Origin of the sequence: Ruminococcus flavefaciens (genome assembly GCF_900116855.1) — a bacterium.
In the GTDB taxonomy this organism is placed as follows: Bacteria; Bacillota; Clostridia; order Oscillospirales; family Ruminococcaceae; genus Ruminococcus; species Ruminococcus flavefaciens_R.
Map to the genome: position 1 here is coordinate 27,449 of NZ_UETD01000004.1, position 20,367 is coordinate 47,815.

The following is a 20,367-nucleotide window of genomic DNA, read 5'->3' on the forward strand; positions in this document are numbered from 1 at the left end:
TAAAAAGTGATTGAAAGAGCTTTTATAATGAATAAGCTCGCAAAATGGCTGTTCTAAGCCTTTTGCCAGCTGCAAACAGTGTCGGTATTTGTTACAGCAGCGTTATTTCCTGATTGTCAGCGTCAACGCGCACCATAGCTCCATATGGGAGTACAGCTCTCGGTGCGGCGTGACCAAAGTTTACGTTATAGAGTATTGGAAGCTGCGGATCGTTCACCACGTCACGCCATACCTCCTTGTACTCATCATAGTTTACCTCGTTCATGGGCTTGCCTACGATGATCCCGTTTATATTGCTGAAAACGCCCCGTGCCTTCAGTGCTTCAAGGCATTCTCTCAGGCGCTGGGGAGGCGGCATCTCTTCGCTTGTTTCTGCAAAGAGTATCTTGCCTTTCCACTCCTCGGCGGTGGGGAAAATATTGTACTTTTCTGTTATCTCAGCCTGTCTCAGGAAGTCCTCTCTGAGCTGCGGACAAGCCCTGAACAGGTCGGCGAGAACGTTGTCGTACCGCTCTGTATTTCCTCCAATGAGCATTTCACCCATGCTTTCGATACAGCCGCCCAACAGCACGCCCTCAAATACGGGAGCGCCCTGCAGCAGCTCATAGCCGTGCTCCTCCTTGTGCGAAACGGGAGCAGTTCCCACAGCGGCGGCGGAGAAGTCCTTCCTCTCCTCATACCATACATCGGAAGGCGTTATCTTCCTGCCGTGATATGGGGCAAAACAGCTCTCGAACTGTGCCTTTGAGTAGGGGAGCATATTTCCCGAAAGCTCAGCGATATCGCACATGAAAGCCTGTCCGTAGAAGGTCTGCAAGCCCAGCCTGTGGAACATGAGGTGGTTGTTGGTGGTATCGGAAAAGCCAAGGAAGAACTTCGGGTGCTGCTTTACAGCGTTTATGAACTCCTCGTCCTCCATGAGATACGGGAAGGTGCGGAAGGTCTCGATACCGCCGATGGAAGTTATAATGCCCTTTACCGAGTCATCAAGAAAGGCTTCTTTAAGGTCTGCGGCACGAGCCTCGGGGTGACTGAGGATAAAGTCAGCCCCCCTGAGAGCGTGTCTGGTGAAGACAGGCTCCAGACCCATTTCGCGAAGCTTTTTCTCGCCAAGCTCTTTTTCGTGAGCGCAGTATGGTTCGCCGATAACGCCGCTTGAAAGACAAATTACAGCGACCTTGTCGCCATTTTTGAGTGGCTGCGGTGTCAGCATGGAGTACACTTCCTTATCTGTTGCGTGATTTGAGATTGCGGTCTATTTCGCGGTTCGCATCGCGTTTTGCGATGTCGGCGCGTTTGTCGTAGAGCTTTTTGCCCTTGCAGAGCCCAAGCTGCATTTTTACCCGTGAGTCCTTGAAATAAAGGCTGAGGGGGATGAGGGAAAGTCCCTCCTGCTTGAGAGTTCCGTATAATTTATTGATCTCGCGCTTGTGCATGAGGAGCTTTCTCACTCTCATGGGATCGCGGTTGAAGATATTGCCTTTTTCATAGGGGGAGATGTGCATACCGCGGACGAAAAGCTCGCCCTTGTCGATGGAGCACCATGAGTCCTTGAGATTGACACCGCCCTGACGAATGGATTTTACCTCTGTACCCACAAGCTCGATGCCTGCTTCATAGGATTCGAGTACGAAATAGTCGTGGCGTGCCTTGCGGTTCTCGGCAATAGTTTTAGTACCTTTTGAGCGCATAATATCATCTCCTGTCTGCATAAAATTATACACTATACGGGAGAAATTGTCAACAGCGTCAGATGTAGTCCCCTGACGAATAAAGTCGGCATGAGAAGTTTGCCGTTAGTGCGTAGTTATGATGGCGATACCTTCACTGACCACTAATAACTATTCTCCCTATTGCTTTTTTCAGACTTTCATGTTATAAGCGGGGAGCCCCCGCAGGCTGTTTCGCGGCAAAGTATCATAAAACGGCAGTTTTTCTCCGCACCCCTTGCAATTATAATGCTTTTATGTTATAATATGGGCACAGACCGTGGGGACGGTCCTAATGATATGGAATTTAATGAAAGGGGTATCACTATGAGACGTTATGGATTACTTGATCTGCTCTTTGAGGGAGCAGTTGCGGCAGCCGACTACATCGCCGATGAAAGACGCGAAAAGCGCGGCGAGAGGCAGCGCAACAACGTTTACCTCGGAGACATAAGCGGCAAAAGGTCTATTGATTTTGCAGAGCAGCTTCGCATTGACATGGAAAATGAAAAGGCTATGCGTCAGTCAACCGAACAGCAGCAGCGCAATAACTACAACTTCAGCAACAGGAATGCAGGCATGGATGACCTTTTTACGGCTTCGGCAATGCAGAATAATGCCGCTCCTCAGACTGTACAGAGTTTTGACAGCTCGCCCTATGGACAGGAATATGAAGGAGCCCCCGAGCTTGGCGGCTCTCCTCAGACGGAGCCAAAAGGCAGTGGAGGCGGCATAGGCGGAAATAACTCTCACGGCTTCTGGAGCGACTAAAAATCTTATACACAGAAAACTACCCCTGAGCGATGTTATTATCGTTCAGGGGTATCTCTGTTTCAATCCCACTGTGGTTTCTTGTCTACTGAAAGCAGTGAGTAATAAGCAAGTATCTGTGAAGCGTCCGCGCTGTCTATTTTGCTGTCGGGCTCGCTGCACATGGTGGCTGACTCGGTGTCGATATCGGCGGCAAGATAAGCGAGCCGCTCCATTATATCGCCCTCGTCGTCGGAGTCGGTGAAGCTGAAGCTGTTGCCTACCGACAGCTGTGCATAGCAGCTTAAAACCACGCTTGCATCTAAAGCGTTGACCTGTCCGTCCATGTTGACATCGCCCTTGAGGATGGTGGCAACTGACGGTGAAGCCAGCAGCTCGTCGCCGAGGTACAGACTTACCGTGCATATAAATGTATCGTCAACTCTGCGGAACTCCAGTTCGGGTTCACCTGAGCTTCCGAAGCTGAGATCTGTGGGCTCCAGCTCTTCGCCGTCTATCTCTGCGGAGGATACTATGTCCTTGGGAGCTATTCCTTTCCGCAAGATGACCTGAGGGGCTGAGGAGTTGAGGACCACGGGGCAGGTGGTAGTCTCTGCGGACTGAGCTGCTTCTGTTGTGGTTGTAGTTGAAGTTGTCGATGTAGTTGTTGTGGTAGTAGATGTCGTTGTAGTAGTGGTAGTTGTTGTAGTTGTGGTTGTCGTCGTGGTAGTTGTCGTGGTTGTGGTTGTCGTCGTTGTAGTTGTAGTGGTAGTAGTTGTCGTTGTCGTGGTAGTTGTCGTAGTAGTAGTAGTTGTTGTTGTTGTTGTCGTTGTCGTTGTCTTGGGAGTCGTTATCACGATATCCCTTACTATCTCGTCACCAAAGGGGATAACTACATATGTATTTCTGTCGGAGCAGCCGTAAATGGGATTTACGCTGTTTTTCTGGTCGGTGAATACTGCATCGCCCAGAGTGGGACCTGACTGCCACCACCAGTCGGTGTAGCCGTTGCCCGTATATATTCCTATGTGGTGGTTATCGGAGAGCTGCCTGAGACCGTTAAGACCCGTTCCGTAGTAGCCGTCCACGCACCAGATGATGTCACCCTTTCTGAGAGCGCCGCTGCCCAGCATTTCGGCTTTTGTGGAGAACTCATAGTACCTGATGTTGTAGGTGCTCAGGTAGGAGAGCCAACCGTTTCCGCCGTTCCATGACCTTCTGGTGAACAGTGTATTGAAGGTGCTGTTGAAAGGCACCAGTGTACCTGCATAATTGATAGTACAGCCTGTTTTTACGGATATTCCTTTGGCGAGTGCGTGCCATACGAAAGCCATACAGTTGAGACCGCCGTCGGTATCGGAGCCGCCCGTGCTTACGATAGTGTCCCTGCACCCCTCTGCGTACTGCCACTTGTCGCCCCTTGGGGATGTGGCATAGAGCCATGTGGAGTAGGGGGTGCCGATATAGTAATCATTGGAGGCGTACTCCGTTATGAAGCTCTGCCACTGGCTGAGAGAGATGCTTGTCTGACCGCCCGAGGCTGCCTTAATGGCGTCATTGAAGTAACCGCCGCTTGGATTTTTCAGCCCCAGAGTTGCAGTCCTTGTGCTCCTCTCGCGGTACACGGTTGAGGTGGATGTCGTTGTTACGGGCTGCTGCGGAGCAGATGTGGTGGTGGTGGTCACAGCAGGCTGCCAGCCGCTTACGCCGTCCCACGGCAGGACGATGTAGGTGTTTCGTGCGGCACAGCCGTAAATAGGATTGATGCTGTTATACTGAGCGGAGTAGTCTCCGTCGCCGGTAGTGGGACCTGTCTGCCACCAGCTGTCGGTGGAGCCGTCACCCATGTAGATACCCACATGATGGTTGTCGGCAGGAATGCTGAGACCGTTCATGAGGGTGCCAACTGCGCCGTCAACGGTCCAGATGATGTCGCCCTTTGTTAGGACTCCGCTGGACAGCATTTCAGACTTGGTGCTGAACTCATAGTACTTTACATTATAGGTCTTTATGAAGTCGTACCAGCGATTGTTGCCCCCTGTCCAGCACTGCCTTGAAAAGCCTGCATTGTTGAAGCCGTTGAGCATAGGTACCCATTTGCCCGTTACGGAGATATCCAGTCCCGAGCCCTCTGAAAGGCTCTTTGCGGCGGCGTGCCAGATGAAGCCTGTGCTGTTGAGACCGCCGTCCGTATAGGAGCCGCCGCCATCAACGAGGTAGCTGCCGTAGCCCTCGTCCACCTGCCACACATCACCTCTCGGAGAAGCGGAATACAGCCAGTAATCGAAGGAGGTGCCGAGGTAGTAATCGGACTTGGTGTAGCGGTCGAGGAAGTTTATCCACTGAGAGCGGGGCTCGTGGTAGCGGTTGCCGCCTGCGATATTGAATGCCTCGCTGAGAAATACCCCGTTGGGGTTATTGAGAACTGCTGCCTTTGCGCGGAGACCGCTGTCGGCAAAGAAGCAGCAGGAAAAGATCATAATTAAAGATACGAGCAGAGCGGCTGCTCTGCGGATGATATTATCGGAGTGAGCCATAGCAAAGCTCCTTTCACAAAATGTTCATAATTTATTATAGCATAATTATATAGAGATGTCAATATAAGCGATTTTATAGAAAAATATTGCTGTAATTTGTTAAAATAGCTGAGTTTTTATATATTTTGTCCACCAAATCTGCAAAATGTCGGTTGCGTTAAGTTCGTCAATATGATAAAATAATAATCAACAAGGCGAAAGAAATCGTCAAAATGTTATATGCCGTGCACGATAAACAGTTGACGGTAACTGCCTTCAAACTTAAAATAGAAATAAAGGGGATATTTATAGAAGGAGGAATTGGAAATGAAACACACAAAAGCAAAAAGAGCAGCACTTTCGCTGCTCCTTTCGGCTGCCCTTACGACGGGAGCGGTAGTGCCTTCCCTGCGTTTTGACAGCACCGCTGCGGAACAGACGTCCACGGTGTCCAACCCTGTCATATGGGCGGACGTACCCGATGAGGACGTTATAAGAGTGGGCGATACATACTATATGGTCAGCACCACCATGTTCTTCAGCCCCGGCGCTCCCATTATGAAGTCCAAGGACCTTGTATCGTGGGAGATATGCAACTACGTCTACGATACCCTTGCTGACGGCGATGTACAGAGCCTGAAAAACGGCAAGCACGACTACTCCCACGGACAGTGGGCAGCAAGTCTCCGATATCATGACGGAATGTACTATGTGTTCTTCGGAAGCTACGGCACGGGCAAATCCTACATCTTCAAGACCGATGACATCGAGAACGGAACGTGGACAAGAAGCGAGATCAACGGTATGTACCACGACGCTTCGATATTGTTCGATGACGACGGCAGGAACTACCTTGTTTACGGCGGCGGAGAAATAAAGATAAAGGAGCTCAACTCCGAGATGACAGGCTTCAAGCAGGGCGGCGTGGACAAGACCCTGTTCAAGACAAATATTCAGGGCTACGTCTCGGGTGAGGGCTCACATATCCAGAAAATAGGGGATTACTATTACATATTCATCATCGCATGGCCCAGCGGCAGCGGACGTACAGAGTACTGCTACCGTTCAAAGGATCTGCTGGGAACATACGAGAGCAAGGCTGTGCTCAGCTCGGGTGTAGGCTCCTACGGAAGCGGCGCTGCACAGGGCGGCATCGTTGATACTCCCGACGGAAAGTGGTACGGAATGCTGTTTCAGGATCACGGCTCGGTGGGAAGAATACCCGTACTCGTGCCCGTAACATGGCAGAACGGCTGGCCCATGATGGGCGTGAACGGCAAGGCTCCCGTGACCTTTGAGATAGACGGCGGCTTTGCGGGAACTCAGCTTGCCAAGGACGACGATTTCAGCTACAGCGAGAACAAGCTGAAGCTGGAATGGCAGTGGAACCATAATCCCGATAACTCGGCATGGTCGGTCACAGAGCGTGAGGGCTGGCTGAGACTCAAGAACAAAAACATCGCTTCTGAGCTGCTCAGGGCGAGAAATACCCTCACCATGCGTACAGAGGGTCCTGCCTGCTCTGGAGTTGTCAAGCTTGACGCTTCAAACATGAAGGTGGGAGACTACGCAGGACTTTCCGCATTCCAGTTCAATTACGGAAATGTGGGAGTCTACGTTGCAGACAACGGCGAGAAGCGCATTTACATGGCGAACAACGGCGGCTACTCCAATGATGCCAATGTCACCGACAGCCGCAACAGTATAGTGGAGGAGACCAAGCTCAGCGGAAACGAGATATACCTCAAGGCGGATTACCGCTTTGCAAATGTCACATCCGACGGAAGCTCCTCCAACAACATCGACAAGGTCAATTTCTATTACTCCTATGACGGAAGCAGCTGGACAAAGATAGGCAAGGAGATAGGCATGACCTACGATCTGAAGCTGTTCACAGGCTACAGAAACGCCATTTACAGCTACCCCACCAAGACCACGGGCGGCTATGCCGACTTTGACTTCTTCGACTATGAGCGTGAGGAGTGGAACGCTCCCAATATCGTGGAGCCCGACCCCGACGGATATTTCTTCCACAATACCTTTGAGAGCGGCACCGAAAAGTGGAGCGGCAGAGGCTCGGCTTCCGTTGTCTCCGACAGCAAGGACAGCTATGCAGGCGGAGCTTCACTTCTCTGCAGCGGCAGAGAAGCCAACTGGAACGGCGCTGTGCGCTCACTGTCAGCAGGTACCTTCAAGGCAGGTGAGGAGTACAGCTTCAGCACTGTGGTGAAGTACGACGAGGGTCCGGATTCACAGACCTTCTATCTGACACTACAGTACGACAAGGACGATGATACTATTTACGACAAGATAGCCATTGTGGACTTCGTCCCCAAGGGCGAGTGGGTCCAGCTCAGCAATACAAACTACAAGATACCCGAGGGCGCTTCAAACCTCCAGTTCTATGTTGAAACAGCTAAAGACGAGTACGATTTCCGCGTGGACGAAGCCATCGGCGCTCCTGCAGGCACAGTCATTGACGGTCCTAAGGCAGTTCCTGTTATCCTTGGCGATGTCAACGGCGATGAGGTCATTGACAGCTTCGACATGACAGCCGCAAGAAAGGCTCTCCTCGCCGGCAAGTTCGACGACGCAAGGCTGAAAAAGTCCTTCGACGTCAATAAGAGCGGCACCTGCGATGTTGCAGATCTTATCCTCATTCAGCAGTATGTTCTCGGCAAGATAAGCGAGTTCCCCGTTGAGGAGATCGTTACCGAGGGACCCTCGGTCCGCTACTCCATGGCTGAGTACACAAAGCTGGTGGAGGAAAAGGTGGTCAACAGAGAGCCCGACAGCTCCCATCAGGAGAAGTCGGGAGTAAAGTACGGCACTGTCAAGAGCGGTACTTACTACTCCACCACCTGCAAGCGCAATAAGCCCTATAATATCCTGCTTCCCGCAAACTATGACGAGAACAGGAAGTATCCCGTGCTGTACTGTATGCACGGCTACTGGGAAAATCAGGACAGAATGATAATCAAGGGCAACGGCACCATGTACACCCGTCAGATAATCGGAAATGCTGTTGCTGAGGGCGAGGCTGAGGATATGATAGTGGTGTTCCCGTACATCTATTCCAGCGCTACACAGGCTGACTGCTCAGCTATGGATGATGCCAACAATGCCGCCTATGACAACTTCATCAACGACCTGACCAAGGACCTGATGCCCTATATCGAGAAGAATTACAGCGTTAAGACCGGCAGGGACAATACTGCCATCACAGGCTTCTCCATGGGCGGACGAGAGTCACTTCTCATCGGACTTCAGCGCCCCGATCTCTTCGGCTATGTGGGAGCTATCTGCCCTGCACCGGGAGTAACCGGCAGCTTCAGCTGGAAGAGCGGCGAGGAGCCCCATCTCCTGTTCATCACCGCAGGCAGCAACGACAAGACCGTATACAATATCCCCAGCGGATATAACGACAGCTTCACAAAGAACGGTGTGCCCCATATCTGGCACTATGTAGAGGGCGGCTATCACGGAGACAACTCCATCCACGCCCACCTTTACAACTTCGTAAGAACATTGTTCAAAGCATGAGGTCAACACATTCTTTCCTCTTAAAAAGAAATACCGCAGCTTCCGTATAGGGGAGCTGCGGTATTTCGTACCGTCAGATATCTTTTACTATGTTGTTGACCCAGATGTCGCTTTTTACCATGAAATAGCCGATGACTACCTTTATTATCTCCGAGAAGGTCACGGCTGCGAATATAATGCGGATATCAAGGTCTGTGAAGTAGGCGAGGACGGCGGCAAGAGGTATCATTATTACCCATGTGAAGCCGAAGTCGAAAAGGAAAGTGATTCCTGTTTTTCCGCCGCTCCTCAGTGTGAAGTAGCAGGCGTTGGTGTAGCCCCACAGCGGCATTGCCATTGCCTGTATAACTATCATGTATGCGGCAAGGCTCCTGACCGAAGGCTCGGTGTTGTAGATGTGGGGGAAAATTGGCGCGAACGGCAGTGTGACCAGTCCCACTGCCGCAGCAGCCGCAACTGCGAAGAAAAGCAGCTTGTTGTCTGTGTCACGGGCTTCCTCAAGCTTGTTGGCACCGAGCCTTGCGCCGACAATTATTGCGATGCAGGCTCCCATCTGTAGATATACCGAGCTGAAAAGGTTTGTCATAGTGCTTGATATATTTCGCGCGGCAACGACCTCGGTGCTCCTTACGGAATAGCACTGCATTACCACGGACATTCCGAATGACCAGAGAAACTCGTTTGCCAGCATGGGGATACCCTTTTTGGTGATGTCCGCCATAAGTGAGGCAGGTATGCGGAAGCCGCGGAAAAGTCCCCTGATGTACTTGTTCTTGTCGGGGTGAGTGTGTGCCCAGACTATGACCACCAGTGCTTCGATGGTCTTGGCGATGACAGTAGCCCACGCGGCACCTCTTACGCCCATTTCGGGCAGTCCCAGCTTACCGAAGATGAGACACCAGTCGAGAAGTACGTTTATGCCAACTGCCGACATGGCAGCTGCCATAGGCGCCTTGGTGAAGCCGCATTCCCTGACCACGCTGGAGTAAGCCTGACCAATGCCGAATGGTATGAAGCCCAGCATGATTATCTTCAGATAGTCCATACCGCTTGTCATTATGGCGTCCCTCTGCTGTGGAGTGCTCTCCTTGCTGATGAAAAGGGAGATGAGTGAGGAGCCGAAAATGCTGCATATAAGTGCGGCGATGGCTATGATGCCCGTGCAGACCAGCAGGCGGAAGCGGAATGTGTGCTTCTGACCTTCGTGGTCGCCCTTGCCGAAGAACTGGGCGCCGAATATGCTGGGACCTGCAACGGCACCGAATATAGTGACATTGAATACGAATACGAACTGATTGATTATGGAGACACCGCTCATGGGCTCGGTGCCCAGCCTGCCTACCATTATATTGTCGATAAGGCTTACCAGATTGGTCACCATCATCTGTAATATCATGGGTATTACCATGACCATGACGGACTTGTAGAAGCCTCTGGAGCCGATATACTTTTTTCTGAACTGTGATGACATAATTACCTCCTGTTGAATAGGGAATATTATAACACAGCTTCGGGAAAAAATCAAGCGAAAAGCGGCTATATTACCAAAAAAGCTATGATAATTGTATTATTGTGCAGCTTGTGGGATTATAATAAGAATATGATAAATAAAAATAGCTGTCATGCACAAATCGACAGCAAAAATAAGGGGAATAATAATTAAAGGAGGAATACTTATGACACTGAAAAAAACTGCCGCAATGCTCACTGCGGCGGCTGCAATGCTCTCTGCTGCGGATACGGGAGCATTTGTGGGGAGAGTTACCGCAGCTGACGGGATACAGGCTGTTTTCTATGTATCTCCCGACGGAGACGACAGCGCGGACGGCTCGGAGGGCGCTCCATTCGCCACCCTCGAAAGGGCGAGGGATGCTGTCAGAGCCATAAACGGCAGCATGACAGGTGATATCGTGGTAAGGCTCAGAGGCGGAGACTACCGTATCACCAAGCCTGTGGACTTCGACACAAGGGACTCGGGAAAAGGCGGATTTACCGTAAGATATGAGGCTTGCGAAGGAGAGTCTCCCGTCATCAACGGAGCGGTAAAGGTCACAGGCTGGACAAAATATAACGACAAGCTCTGGGCGGCTCCTCTCGACCGTGATATAAAGCTCAGGAACCTCTATGTCAATGACCGCCGCGCTAATATGGGCAGTGTTACCGTGCAGGCTAAGGGCGGCTACGGAGACTATAACATCACCGCAGGTCAGGCAGACTGGGCGTGGGACTCGGGAAAAAAGAGCGACGGCATAGTCTACGGAGCAGGCGATATGCCCCGTATTACCTCCAATTTCGACGACCTTGAAGTTGTCAACGGCACCACATGGAACGAGAATATAGTTTGTTCCCGTGATATAAAATATGACGGCGGCAGCATGATACTCCTCATGCAGCAGCCCTACGGTGCTATTGCCCAGACTCCGGGCTGGGGAGCAGGGTTCTCCACAGGAGGCACGCATACCATATACAATGCCTTTTCCTTTGTGGACAGCGAGGGCGAGTTCTACTTTGACAAGACTGCCAAGATTCTGTACTACTACCCGAGGAGCGGCGAGGATATGACCACCGCCGACGTTGAAGCTCCCATAGCTGAGGGACTTATAAATATCTCGGGAAGCTCCACCTCCGACCGCGTGGAGAATATCACATTCAGCGGTCTGACCTTTGCCAATACGGATTATCAGCTCACAAACGTTGCTGGCTCCCATGGCAAGACCACCTGTCAGGCTGCACAGAGCTATACTGCCTTTGCAGACTCCAACTGGCACTCGAAAAAGTACGAGATGGCGGATACACTTCCTGCGGCGGTCCATATCACCAACAGCGACGGCATAAAGCTCACGGGAAATGTGGTTAAGCATACGGGAGCTGACGGTATCTCCATGACCAATGACGTTATCAACTCGGAGGTCAGCGGCAACTTTGTCACGGATATCACCTCCAGCGGAATTACCGTGGGTCATCCCCAGCATATCTACATCGGTGACGCTGCTCCCAATAATCATGAGAAGTTCCCAGTGGGAGTAGAGGGCATATGCAAGAACGACCTTATCACACAGAATCTTCTCTACGATATCAGCGTGGTACACGGCTTCGGCGGCTGTGCAGCCATTACCGCTTACTATGCCGACTCAGTGAAGATACTCAGCAACACCATCGAAAAGACCGCCTATAACGGCATACATCTGGGCTGGGGCTGGTGCAACTTCAAGGACAGCACCACCTGCCGCGACAACATGATATGCTATAACAGAGTCATAAACTCTCTTAACCGACTCCACGACAGCGGCGGTATCTATACCATAGGTCAGATGCCGGGGACAGTAATAAATGAAAACTACATTCAGGGCATCCCTGCAGCGGGTTCATTCCAGCCCACCTACGGACTGCACAATGACGAGGGAACCGCATATATCGAGGAGAACGACAATGTTCTCGAGATAAGCCCCAATGTTACCTATACTATCAACTGCGAGGACTACGGTCAGAAGCACCACCTGACTATCCTCAGGACCTATGCCACTGTAAGGAAAATGGGCAAGAACCCTCCCGACAGCCGCATTGACGACCCAATAGTGGTGTCTGACAATGTATGGGCAATGCCGCAGTACAGGATATGTCTCAATTCGGGAATATCCGACGAGTACCGCAGTCTCATGCCACTGTGGCTGAAGTCCGCTGCGGACTATGCATTCCCTGCAAGCTGTGCGGCAGCCTGCGGTGACAAGCTTCCTGTCAGAAAGGTGGACGGTACTGTATGGATAGCTCCCGACGGCACAGACAGCTTCAGGGCAGGCTCGGACATGACAAAGGCAAGAGGCTCAGCAGGAAGCATAAAGACTCCCTCGGAGGAGGGCGAGTACAGAATATACGTCCTCGATGCTGACGGCAAGGTGCAGAGCAAGTCCTCACACATTCTCAGACTAAGCGGAAACAGCAGCGGAGATGTTATAGAGGCGGAGAGCTGTGACTATAAGTCGGGTATCGACGTGGAAAACTGCTCGGAGGGCGGAAGCGATGTTGCGTACATCGAAAACGGCGACTATATCGGCTTTAAGGACATTGACCTTACCGATGTCAGCACTGTTGATTTCCGTATGGGCTCCAACGGCGCAGAAGCTGCCCTTGAGGTAAGGCTTGACGCTCCCGACGGTAAGCTCATAGGCAAAATGGACGTGAAGAGCACAGGTGGCTGGCAGACATGGAATACCCAGAGCTGTTCCATCGAAGCTGTAAGCGGAAAGCATGATGTATATTTTGTCTTTAAAGGCGGAGAGGGCTACCTCTTCAACGTCAACTGGTGGAGACCCGACCGTCCCGATGAGGAGTACCTCCTTGGTGACCTCAACGGTGACGGAGCAGTGGATGTATTCGACCTGTGCAGTATGCGCAGAGCTGCTGTGGAGGGAGATGCGGAGCGCTTCGGAGCTGCCGATATCAACGGTGACGATGTGATCGACGAGAACGATCTGAAGCTGCTGAAACAGTTCATCTCAGGTGAACTGAAAAGCTTCTGATACATTTATATAAGTAAGCAGCCGCAGTATCCGAAAGGGTACTGCGGCGATTTTTGTGTGCTGTTGTGTGTAGTTTTTAATAATATGCTGAATTTTTGTGATTATTGCCGAATATAGATTTTACCTATTGACAAAGTATGGTATGAGTGATATAATACATATAGTTCCGATAGGAATACAAGGAAATGAGAAAGGAGAGCTGAACATGAGACATTTTTCAATGTGTTGCTGCTGTTGCATGAATAGCAATTATATGTTCCGTATAGTGCGCACTTATGCTCAGCGATGTTGCTCTTTCTGAAACATTTACGGCATATAACCGGACCTGAGGGTCTGTAACTGCGCGGAATGCGGAATGCGTTCCGCGCTTTATTTTTGGAGGTCGCTATGGTTGATGAAAGAGAAAGCGTGACCGCTAAGCTTTGCGCATTTGCAAGAGCTTGGCACTCAAACAGATCACGCGAGAAGATATATGACGATTATCTTGCCTATGATCTTATGGGCAAGGAGGAGTATGACGCAGTATACGACATGATAAGCCGCGGTTTCGGCGGCAATATACCGCAGTTTTCAAGGGAGGACACGGAGCAGATCATCAATGAGTATATAGCTCCCATACCTCTTTCGAGGATACATTTCTCCGAGAGCAGGCTGGAACGATTTGCGGAGGAGAACGGTGAGATACAGTACGTCATCTGTGGAGCCGGTTCGGATACATTCTCATTCCGCAACGCCAATGAGAACATCACCGTCTTCGAGGTGGATCACCCCGACACCCAGCGCTATAAGCTTGAAAAGATACAGCAGCTCCAGTGGAATATCCCGAAAAACGTCAGGTTCGTTCCCGTGGACTTCGAGAAGGAGCGAATGTGCGACAAGCTAATAGAAGCAGGCTTTGATCCCGAGAAAAAGGCGTTTTTCAGTATACTCGGCGTTTCCTACTATCTTACGCTGGACGTTTTCTCGGATACACTTTCCCAGATAGCTGAGCTGTCAGCCCTCGGAAGTGCGGTCGCCTTTGATTATCCCATAAAAACGGGCACATTTCCAAGGCGAGTGCAGAGACTTGAACAGATAACAGAGTCACTCGGAGAGGTCATGCGCGGCGGTTTTGATTATAACGAGGTATCCCGTGCCCTCTATGCGCTGGGATTTCAGATAGACACATATATGCCCCCCGAAAAGGTGCAGAAGCTGTACTTCGGCGGAAGGCAGGACGGATTGAGAGCATTTGAAAATGTCAGCCTGATATCGGCTACCTATACCGCAGGCTATGATTACGAATAAACATATTTATAAAGGAGAATTATCATGAGTAATTTCAAGAATACAGAAACAGCACTTATACATGGAGGTATCTCCATTGACGAGCGCACAGGCGCTGTGAATATACCCATATACCAGACCTCCACCTACAAGCAGGACGGTCTCGGAAAAATGCGCGGATATGAGTATTCGCGCACGGGAAATCCCACAAGAGAGGCTCTCGAAGCCCTCATCGCCGAGCTGGAGGGCGGCTATGCGGGATTTGCCTTCGGCTCGGGAATGGCAGCTCTGACAGCTGTCCTCAGCCTGCTTCACAGCGGAGACAGAGTTCTCATTTCCAGCAATGTTTACGGTGGTACGTTCAGACTTCTCAGCAAGGTATTCGATCACTTCGACATCACCTATACCATCTCCGATACCACCGATATCGCAAGCTTTGAAAGTGATATCGCAGAGGACGTAAAGGCTGTCATCATCGAGAGTCCCGCAAATCCTCTCATGACTGTTACCGATATACGGGCAGTTGCAGAGGCTGCACACAGACACGGTCTCCTCGTTATCGTGGACAATACTTTCATGACTCCCTACCTCCAGAAGCCCCTTGAACTGGGGGCGGATATAGTGGTACACAGCGCAACAAAGTACCTCGGCGGTCACAGCGATGTGGTGTCGGGACTTGCAGTGGTCAACTCCAAGGAGCTTGCGGAGAAGATAGCATTCATACAGAATTCAACAGGCGGAGTTCTCGGACCCTTTGACTCGTTCCTGCTCATAAGAGGCATCAAGACACTTGCGGTCCGCATGGACAGACACGTTTACAACGCGGAAAAGGTCGCAGACTTCCTGTCAAAGCACGACGCCGTGAAGAATGTCTACTATCCGGGTCTTTCCGACAGTCAGGGTTATGAGGTGAACCGCAGACAGGCAAAGAACGGCGGTGCTATGATCTCATTTGAGCTGAAGGACAATTATGATATCAACACATTCTTTGAGAGCCTTCAGCTTGTATCTCTTGCGGAGAGCCTCGGCGGAGTTGAGTCCCTCGTATGCCACCCCTCGTCAATGACTCACGCATCAATTCCGGCAGATATACGCAAAAAAGTTGGCATAACCGACGGACTTATCCGTCTCTCGGTAGGTATTGAGCAGATCGACGATATTCTTGAAGATGTGGCTCAGGCTATTGCAAAATCCGAAAGAAAGTGAGATAATATATGAAGTACTATGATTCAATGCAGGCACTCATCGGAAATACTCCGCTGGTGAGACTGGGCAATATAGTCAGGGCAGAGGGCGTTAACGTCTTTGCCAAGCTGGAGCTTTACAACCCCTCGGGAAGCGTCAAGGACCGCACAGGTCTCTACATGATAAACGACGCTGAGAAAAAAGGACTCCTCGGAGATGGCGGCACCATCGTTGAGGCTACCGCAGGCAATACGGGTCTGGGCATAGCCTTTGCCGCTCTGAACCGCGGCTACCGTATCATCTTCGTAGTCCCCACCAAGTTCTCGGCGGAGAAGCAGTCGCTGCTCCGCGCACTGGGAGCTGAGGTCATCAATACTCCCCGCGAGGAGGGAATGCTGGGAGCTGTCAGAAAGGCAGAGGAGATAAAGTCGCAGATAAAGGGCTCTATCTCACTGGAGCAGTTCAAGAACCAGAGCAACCCACTCGCTCATTACGAGACCACGGGCAGGGAGATATTCGAGGGACTGGACGGCAGGATCGACTACGTTGTGGCAGGCGCAGGAAGCGGCGGCACCTATACGGGCATACTCAGGTATATCAAGGAGAGAGTACCCTCAGCACAGGGCGTTCTGGCTGACCCCGTAGGCTCCACCATGGGCGGCGGTGAGCACAGCGACTACAACATTGAGGGCATAGGCAACGACTTTATTGCCGACACCATGGATATGTCACTTGTGGACAAGGTCATAAAGATAAATGACAGCGAAGCATTCGACACCGCAAGGCTTCTTGCCGCAAAGGAGGGCATTATCGCAGGCTCATCTTCCGGAGCGGCTATGGCGGCGGTGCTGAAGCTCATCGACAGCGGTGCAAAGGGCAACATAGTAACGGTATTCCCCGACCGCGGAGACAGATATTTCAGTACGGGGCTTTACGACTGATATAATAAATAATGAGGTGTTATAATGACTTTACAGCAGCTAAAATACATTCTTGCCATATCCGAAACAGGTTCTATGAACAAGGCTTCGGAGCAGCTCTATGTGTCCCAGCCCTCACTGACCTCATCAGTGCAGGAGCTTGAAAAGGAAATAGGAATAAAGATATTCCACAGGAGCGGCAGGGGAGTTACTCTCACCAATGACGGTGCCGAGTTTATCCAGTACGCAAGACAGGTAGTGGGACAGTTCGATGTTCTGGCAGAGAAATACATCAGCAAGGGCGGCATAAAGAAGAAATTCGGCGTTTCCACCCAGCACTACTCCTTTGCGGTAAAGGCTTTCGTGGAGATGGTAAAGCATTTTGACACCTCGGAATATGAATTTGCTGTCCGCGAGACCAAGACTGCGGAGATAATCAGCGATGTTGCGACTCTCAGAAGCGAGATAGGCATAATCTACCTCAACGACTTCAACCGCAAGTCCCTGACCAAGCTGCTCAGCTCCAACGGTCTGGAGTTCCATACCCTTACCAAGTGCAGTCCATTTGTCTATCTCTGGAAGGGACATCCGCTGGCAGGAGAAAAGTCCATAAACTTTGAGCAGCTTGCCGACTATCCCTGCCTTTCATTTGAACAGGGGGACAAGAGCTCCTTCTATCTTGCGGAGGAGATACTCAGCACAAACGAGTACCAGCGCATCATCAAGGCAAACGACCGTGCCACCATGCTTAATCTCATGATAGGTCTGGACGGCTATACTCTCTGCTCGGGCATTATCTGCGAGGAGCTCAACGGCAGCGACTATATAGCAGTTCCCTTTGACGGAGGTTCTGCCGACGAGATAATGGAGATAGGCTATATCACGCTGAAAAACGTGATACTCAGCGAGATGGCGGAAATATACATCAGTGAGATAAAGAGTTATCTCGGGTTATAAGCTCATCCTATAACACATCATAGCGTTTCGGTATTGGACAGAGAAGCGCTGTGGGTGTATAATTAAAACATACCAAAACGATAGGAGATTTCCCATGAAAGAGATAATCTGGCTGGGCAGAGGCGGACAGGGCGCATTCACCGCCGCAAAGCTACTCGGAGCTGCCTATACTGCCGAAAACAGCGATAAATACGCTCTTGCGTTCCCGTCATTCGGCCCCGAAAGACGAGGTGCTCCCGTGAGAGCCTTCACAAAGCTCGATACCAAGCCTGTCACCGACAGGAGCCAGACCGAAAAGGCTGACTACATTGTTATTCTTGACGATACGCTGTACAGTCCTCAGCTGAAGAAGCTCTTAAAGGACGACGGCAGGATAATCGTCAACTCAAAGAGCAGCATTGACGGAGCTCTCACCTTTGACGGCGAGAAGATATCCGCGGAGTTCAGGCTGCCTACGGTGAATACGGTCATGTACGGTCTGCTTGTGGGACTTTCGGGAGTCGTTTCCGCAGAGGATGCCATAGGCTCCATAAAGGGATATATGCCCGAGAAAATTCAGGAGCGCAACATCGGCGCTCTCAGCAGAGCTGTTGAGGAGGTGCTTTCATGAGACCATATATCAGAGAAAAGACCGCCTTCGGCTTTGACGAGTTGCCTGTGAACACCTCATTCGAGGCAGGCTATCTGGTCACTGTCAACAGCGGCTGGAGAAGTATACGCCCCGTGGTGGAAAGCGCGAAATGTGTGGGCTGCGAGCAGTGTTATCTGTACTGTCCCGACGGAGTTATCTCAATAAAAGACGGCAAGGCACAGATCGACTACGACTTCTGCAAGGGCTGCGGAATATGCGCGAAAATATGCAGGATAGGTGCCATAGGAATGGAGGCGGAGCGCTGATGAGCAGAAAATTTCTTTCGGGCAACGAGGCTTTTGCCGAGGGCATAAGACTTGCACGCCCAGAGGTCATATCGGCATACCCCATAACTCCCCAGACCATCGTTGTGGAGCGCCTTTCCGAGATGGTGGAGGACGGCAGCCTCAAGGCTGAGTACGTCCATGTGGAGTCGGAGCACTCAGCACTCTCATGTGCAATAGGTGCAAGTGCAGCAGGAGCGAGAGCCTTCACGGCTACCTCCTCACAGGGACTTCTCTACATGGCGGAATGTCTTTACTATGCCGCAGGAGGCAGGTTCCCCATAGTTATGATGAATGCGGACAGATCAACAGCACTTCCATGGAACATTTACGGCGACCAGCGCGACAGTCTTTCACAGCTTGACAGCGGCTGGATACAGGCTTACGCAGAGAATGCACAGGAAGCTCTGGACCTCGCACTCATGAGCTATAAGATAGCCGAGAACAAGGCTGTTTCAACTCCCTACATGGCAAATCTTGACGGTTTCGTGCTGACACATACATATGAGACCGTGGAAATTCCCGACAGGGAGCAGGCAGACAGGTTCCTGCCACCCTACGAGACCGATAACCGCATCGATTTCGATAATCCGAAGAATATGGCGTTCTCCGCAGGTCCCGATACCAACTACATCTTCAAGTACAGAGAGCATGAGGGAGTTCTGGCAGCTAAATCCGTCATCACCGAGACCGAGAAGGAGTTCGCGGAGATATTTGGCAGACAGTATACGGGACTCACAGAGAGCTACCTCACCGAGGATGCCGACTACATACTCATCACCCTCGGAAGCATTGCAGGACTCTGCCGCGAGACAGCAGACAAGCTCCGCAGCAGGGGAGTGAAGGCAGGAGTGCTGAGGATTCGCTATATGCGTCCCTTCCCAAATGAGGAGATAGCCCGCGAGCTGAAAAATGCCAAGGGCTACGGAGTTCTGGAAAAGGACATCAGCTTCGGCAATGAGGGCGCGGTATATACCAATGTAAATTCGGCTCTGAAAAAAGCAGGGCTCACCATAAAGGGCGGCAACTTCATCGGCGGTCTTGGCGGAAGAAATATCTCCGCTGCCGATATCGAGGGTATATTTGCCGACATCGCCGACGGTAAGGACGGCGTTCATTTCCTTGGCATAGGAGGTTCGGACAATGGCTAATAAAACGGCGGAAAGCATTTCCCGTGAGGAGTTTTTCTACGGCCACAAGGCGTGTGCAGGCTGCGGCGGAAGCCTTGCAGTAAGAGCTGCACTCAAAGTTCTGGGCAAAAACGCAGTATCAGTGCTGCCTGCCGGCTGTATGTCGGCAGTCGGATTTAATTTCCCGCAGCTGTGCTTCTCCAACAACTCCATAATCTCCACCTTTGCAGGAACAGCCTCCATGCTCACAGGCGTTGAGGCAGGTCTCAGAGCCAAGGGATACAAGGACTTCACCGCAGTCGGATTTGCAGGTGACGGCGGCACCGCAGATATCGGTATACAGGCTCTTTCCGGAGCTATCGACCGCAACGACAATATTATCTACATCTGCTATGACAACGAAGCCTACATGAACACGGGCATACAGAAAAGCGGTCTTACACCATTCGGCGCAAAGACAACTACCACTCCCGCAGGCAGGAATATCCACGGAAATATCCGTCCCAAGAAGAATATGTTCGAGATAGCTGCCGCCCATGATATTCCGTATGCAGCTACTGCAAGCGTGGGCTATCTGCCCGACTTCATTGCAAAGGTGAAAAAGGCTTCGCAGATACAGGGCACCAAGTATATCCACGTTATCGCTCCATGTCCCACGGGCTGGGGAGTCGCTCCCGATGAGACCGTTGAGATAGCGAAAGAAGTGGTGGACAGCGGTCTGTGGTATCTTGCGGAGTACGAGAACGGCAGATTTACTCTCAATCACAAGCCGAGGGAGTTCACAAGCGTTGAGGTTTACCTTAAAAAGCAGGGACGCTTCAGGCATCTTGATGATGATGATATAAGAGTCATAACGGAGTCCCGCGACAAGAAGTGGGAGCATATAAACAGCACATTTGAATACTCGGGGAAATAGTCCCCGAGAGGGCTTATAATACTGTATAACAGTTATAGGGAAT

The 20,367-nt window shown here is 51.2% G+C and carries 15 protein-coding genes; 11 read left to right on the forward strand and 4 right to left on the reverse strand.

Annotation, left to right across the window (positions count from 1 at the left end; all coding sequences use genetic code 11):
• Window positions 1-91 precede the first annotated feature (91 nt).
• Entirely contained in the window at window positions 92-1,213 is a 1,122-nt protein-coding gene (locus DSZ37_RS04125) for a S66 family peptidase (protein ID WP_109725692.1), read from the reverse strand.
• Window positions 1,214-1,226: 13 nt separating this feature from the next.
• Window positions 1,227-1,691 (reverse strand): SsrA-binding protein SmpB, encoded by a 465-nt coding sequence (gene smpB / locus DSZ37_RS04130; protein ID WP_028521329.1) that lies wholly within the window; start codon window positions 1,689-1,691, stop codon window positions 1,227-1,229.
• A 345-nt stretch (window positions 1,692-2,036) separates the two neighbouring features.
• Between smpB and DSZ37_RS04135 the strand changes: the two genes are divergently transcribed.
• On the forward strand, window positions 2,037-2,480 hold the full coding sequence (locus DSZ37_RS04135; protein ID WP_109725693.1) for a hypothetical protein: 444 nt from the start codon (window positions 2,037-2,039) through the stop codon (window positions 2,478-2,480).
• A 62-nt stretch (window positions 2,481-2,542) separates the two neighbouring features.
• Here DSZ37_RS04135 and DSZ37_RS17590 read toward each other — a convergent pair whose 3' ends face one another.
• Entirely contained in the window at window positions 2,543-4,996 is a 2,454-nt protein-coding gene (locus tag DSZ37_RS17590) for a hypothetical protein (RefSeq protein ID WP_181380233.1), read from the reverse strand.
• A gap of 306 nt (window positions 4,997-5,302) precedes the next feature.
• Here DSZ37_RS17590 and DSZ37_RS04145 point away from each other — a divergent pair, with 306 nt between their 5' ends.
• Entirely contained in the window at window positions 5,303-8,518 is a 3,216-nt protein-coding gene (locus DSZ37_RS04145) for a family 43 glycosylhydrolase (RefSeq protein ID WP_109725694.1), read from the forward strand.
• A gap of 73 nt (window positions 8,519-8,591) precedes the next feature.
• Here the strand turns inward: DSZ37_RS04145 and DSZ37_RS04150 are convergent, their stop codons facing one another.
• Window positions 8,592-9,989: an MATE family efflux transporter gene (locus DSZ37_RS04150; RefSeq protein WP_109725695.1), complete on the reverse strand. Its 1,398-nt coding sequence runs from the start codon at window positions 9,987-9,989 to the stop codon at window positions 8,592-8,594.
• 205 nt (window positions 9,990-10,194) lie between these two features.
• On the opposite strand from DSZ37_RS04150, the gene DSZ37_RS04155 reads away from it, so the two are divergent.
• The 9 genes from DSZ37_RS04155 (at window position 10,195) to DSZ37_RS04195 (ending at window position 20,324) form a co-directional block, all read left to right on the forward strand.
• Entirely contained in the window at window positions 10,195-13,035 is a 2,841-nt protein-coding gene (locus DSZ37_RS04155; RefSeq protein WP_242978565.1) for a carbohydrate-binding protein, read from the forward strand.
• 387 nt (window positions 13,036-13,422) lie between these two features.
• A complete protein-coding gene (locus tag DSZ37_RS04160) occupies window positions 13,423-14,322 on the forward strand; it encodes a class I SAM-dependent methyltransferase (RefSeq protein ID WP_109725696.1) in 900 nt (299 codons plus the stop codon).
• Between the two features lie 24 nt (window positions 14,323-14,346).
• Complete coding sequence (locus tag DSZ37_RS04165) at window positions 14,347-15,507, forward strand: trans-sulfuration enzyme family protein (RefSeq protein ID WP_109725697.1); 1,161 nt, start codon at window positions 14,347-14,349, stop codon at window positions 15,505-15,507.
• A gap of 8 nt (window positions 15,508-15,515) precedes the next feature.
• Entirely contained in the window at window positions 15,516-16,427 is a 912-nt protein-coding gene (locus tag DSZ37_RS04170) for a PLP-dependent cysteine synthase family protein (protein WP_109725698.1), read from the forward strand.
• A 24-nt stretch (window positions 16,428-16,451) separates the two neighbouring features.
• Complete coding sequence (locus DSZ37_RS04175) at window positions 16,452-17,363, forward strand: LysR family transcriptional regulator (RefSeq protein ID WP_109725699.1); 912 nt, start codon at window positions 16,452-16,454, stop codon at window positions 17,361-17,363.
• 94 nt (window positions 17,364-17,457) lie between these two features.
• Entirely contained in the window at window positions 17,458-17,973 is a 516-nt protein-coding gene (locus tag DSZ37_RS04180; protein WP_109725700.1) for a 2-oxoacid:acceptor oxidoreductase family protein, read from the forward strand.
• Complete coding sequence (locus DSZ37_RS04185; protein WP_109725701.1) at window positions 17,970-18,260, forward strand: 4Fe-4S binding protein; 291 nt, start codon at window positions 17,970-17,972, stop codon at window positions 18,258-18,260. The genes DSZ37_RS04180 and DSZ37_RS04185 overlap by 4 nt, the downstream gene beginning before the upstream one ends.
• Window positions 18,260-19,429: a transketolase C-terminal domain-containing protein gene (locus DSZ37_RS04190; RefSeq protein WP_109725702.1), complete on the forward strand. Its 1,170-nt coding sequence runs from the start codon at window positions 18,260-18,262 to the stop codon at window positions 19,427-19,429. The genes DSZ37_RS04185 and DSZ37_RS04190 overlap by 1 nt, the downstream gene beginning before the upstream one ends.
• A complete protein-coding gene (locus DSZ37_RS04195; protein ID WP_109725703.1) occupies window positions 19,422-20,324 on the forward strand; it encodes a thiamine pyrophosphate-dependent enzyme in 903 nt (300 codons plus the stop codon). The genes DSZ37_RS04190 and DSZ37_RS04195 overlap by 8 nt, the downstream gene beginning before the upstream one ends.
• The last annotated feature ends 43 nt before the right edge of the window (window positions 20,325-20,367 follow it).

Bases quoted from the DNA above. Each gene is read 5' to 3' on its own strand.
- DSZ37_RS04125 (WP_109725692.1), bottom strand. From the start codon at position 1,213: ATGCTGACACCGCAGCCACTCAAAAATGGCGACAAGGTCGCTGTAATT.
- smpB (WP_028521329.1), bottom strand. From the start codon at position 1,691: ATGCGCTCAAAAGGTACTAAAACTATTGCCGAGAACCGCAAGGCACGC.
- DSZ37_RS04135 (WP_109725693.1), top strand. From the start codon at position 2,037: ATGAGACGTTATGGATTACTTGATCTGCTCTTTGAGGGAGCAGTTGCG.
- DSZ37_RS17590 (WP_181380233.1), bottom strand. From the start codon at position 4,996: ATGGCTCACTCCGATAATATCATCCGCAGAGCAGCCGCTCTGCTCGTA.
- DSZ37_RS04145 (WP_109725694.1), top strand. From the start codon at position 5,303: ATGAAACACACAAAAGCAAAAAGAGCAGCACTTTCGCTGCTCCTTTCG.
- DSZ37_RS04150 (WP_109725695.1), bottom strand. From the start codon at position 9,989: ATGTCATCACAGTTCAGAAAAAAGTATATCGGCTCCAGAGGCTTCTAC.
- DSZ37_RS04155 (WP_242978565.1), top strand. From the start codon at position 10,195: ATGACACTGAAAAAAACTGCCGCAATGCTCACTGCGGCGGCTGCAATG.
- DSZ37_RS04160 (WP_109725696.1), top strand. From the start codon at position 13,423: ATGGTTGATGAAAGAGAAAGCGTGACCGCTAAGCTTTGCGCATTTGCA.
- DSZ37_RS04165 (WP_109725697.1), top strand. From the start codon at position 14,347: ATGAGTAATTTCAAGAATACAGAAACAGCACTTATACATGGAGGTATC.
- DSZ37_RS04170 (WP_109725698.1), top strand. From the start codon at position 15,516: ATGAAGTACTATGATTCAATGCAGGCACTCATCGGAAATACTCCGCTG.
- DSZ37_RS04175 (WP_109725699.1), top strand. From the start codon at position 16,452: ATGACTTTACAGCAGCTAAAATACATTCTTGCCATATCCGAAACAGGT.
- DSZ37_RS04180 (WP_109725700.1), top strand. From the start codon at position 17,458: ATGAAAGAGATAATCTGGCTGGGCAGAGGCGGACAGGGCGCATTCACC.
- DSZ37_RS04185 (WP_109725701.1), top strand. From the start codon at position 17,970: ATGAGACCATATATCAGAGAAAAGACCGCCTTCGGCTTTGACGAGTTG.
- DSZ37_RS04190 (WP_109725702.1), top strand. From the start codon at position 18,260: ATGAGCAGAAAATTTCTTTCGGGCAACGAGGCTTTTGCCGAGGGCATA.
- DSZ37_RS04195 (WP_109725703.1), top strand. From the start codon at position 19,422: ATGGCTAATAAAACGGCGGAAAGCATTTCCCGTGAGGAGTTTTTCTAC.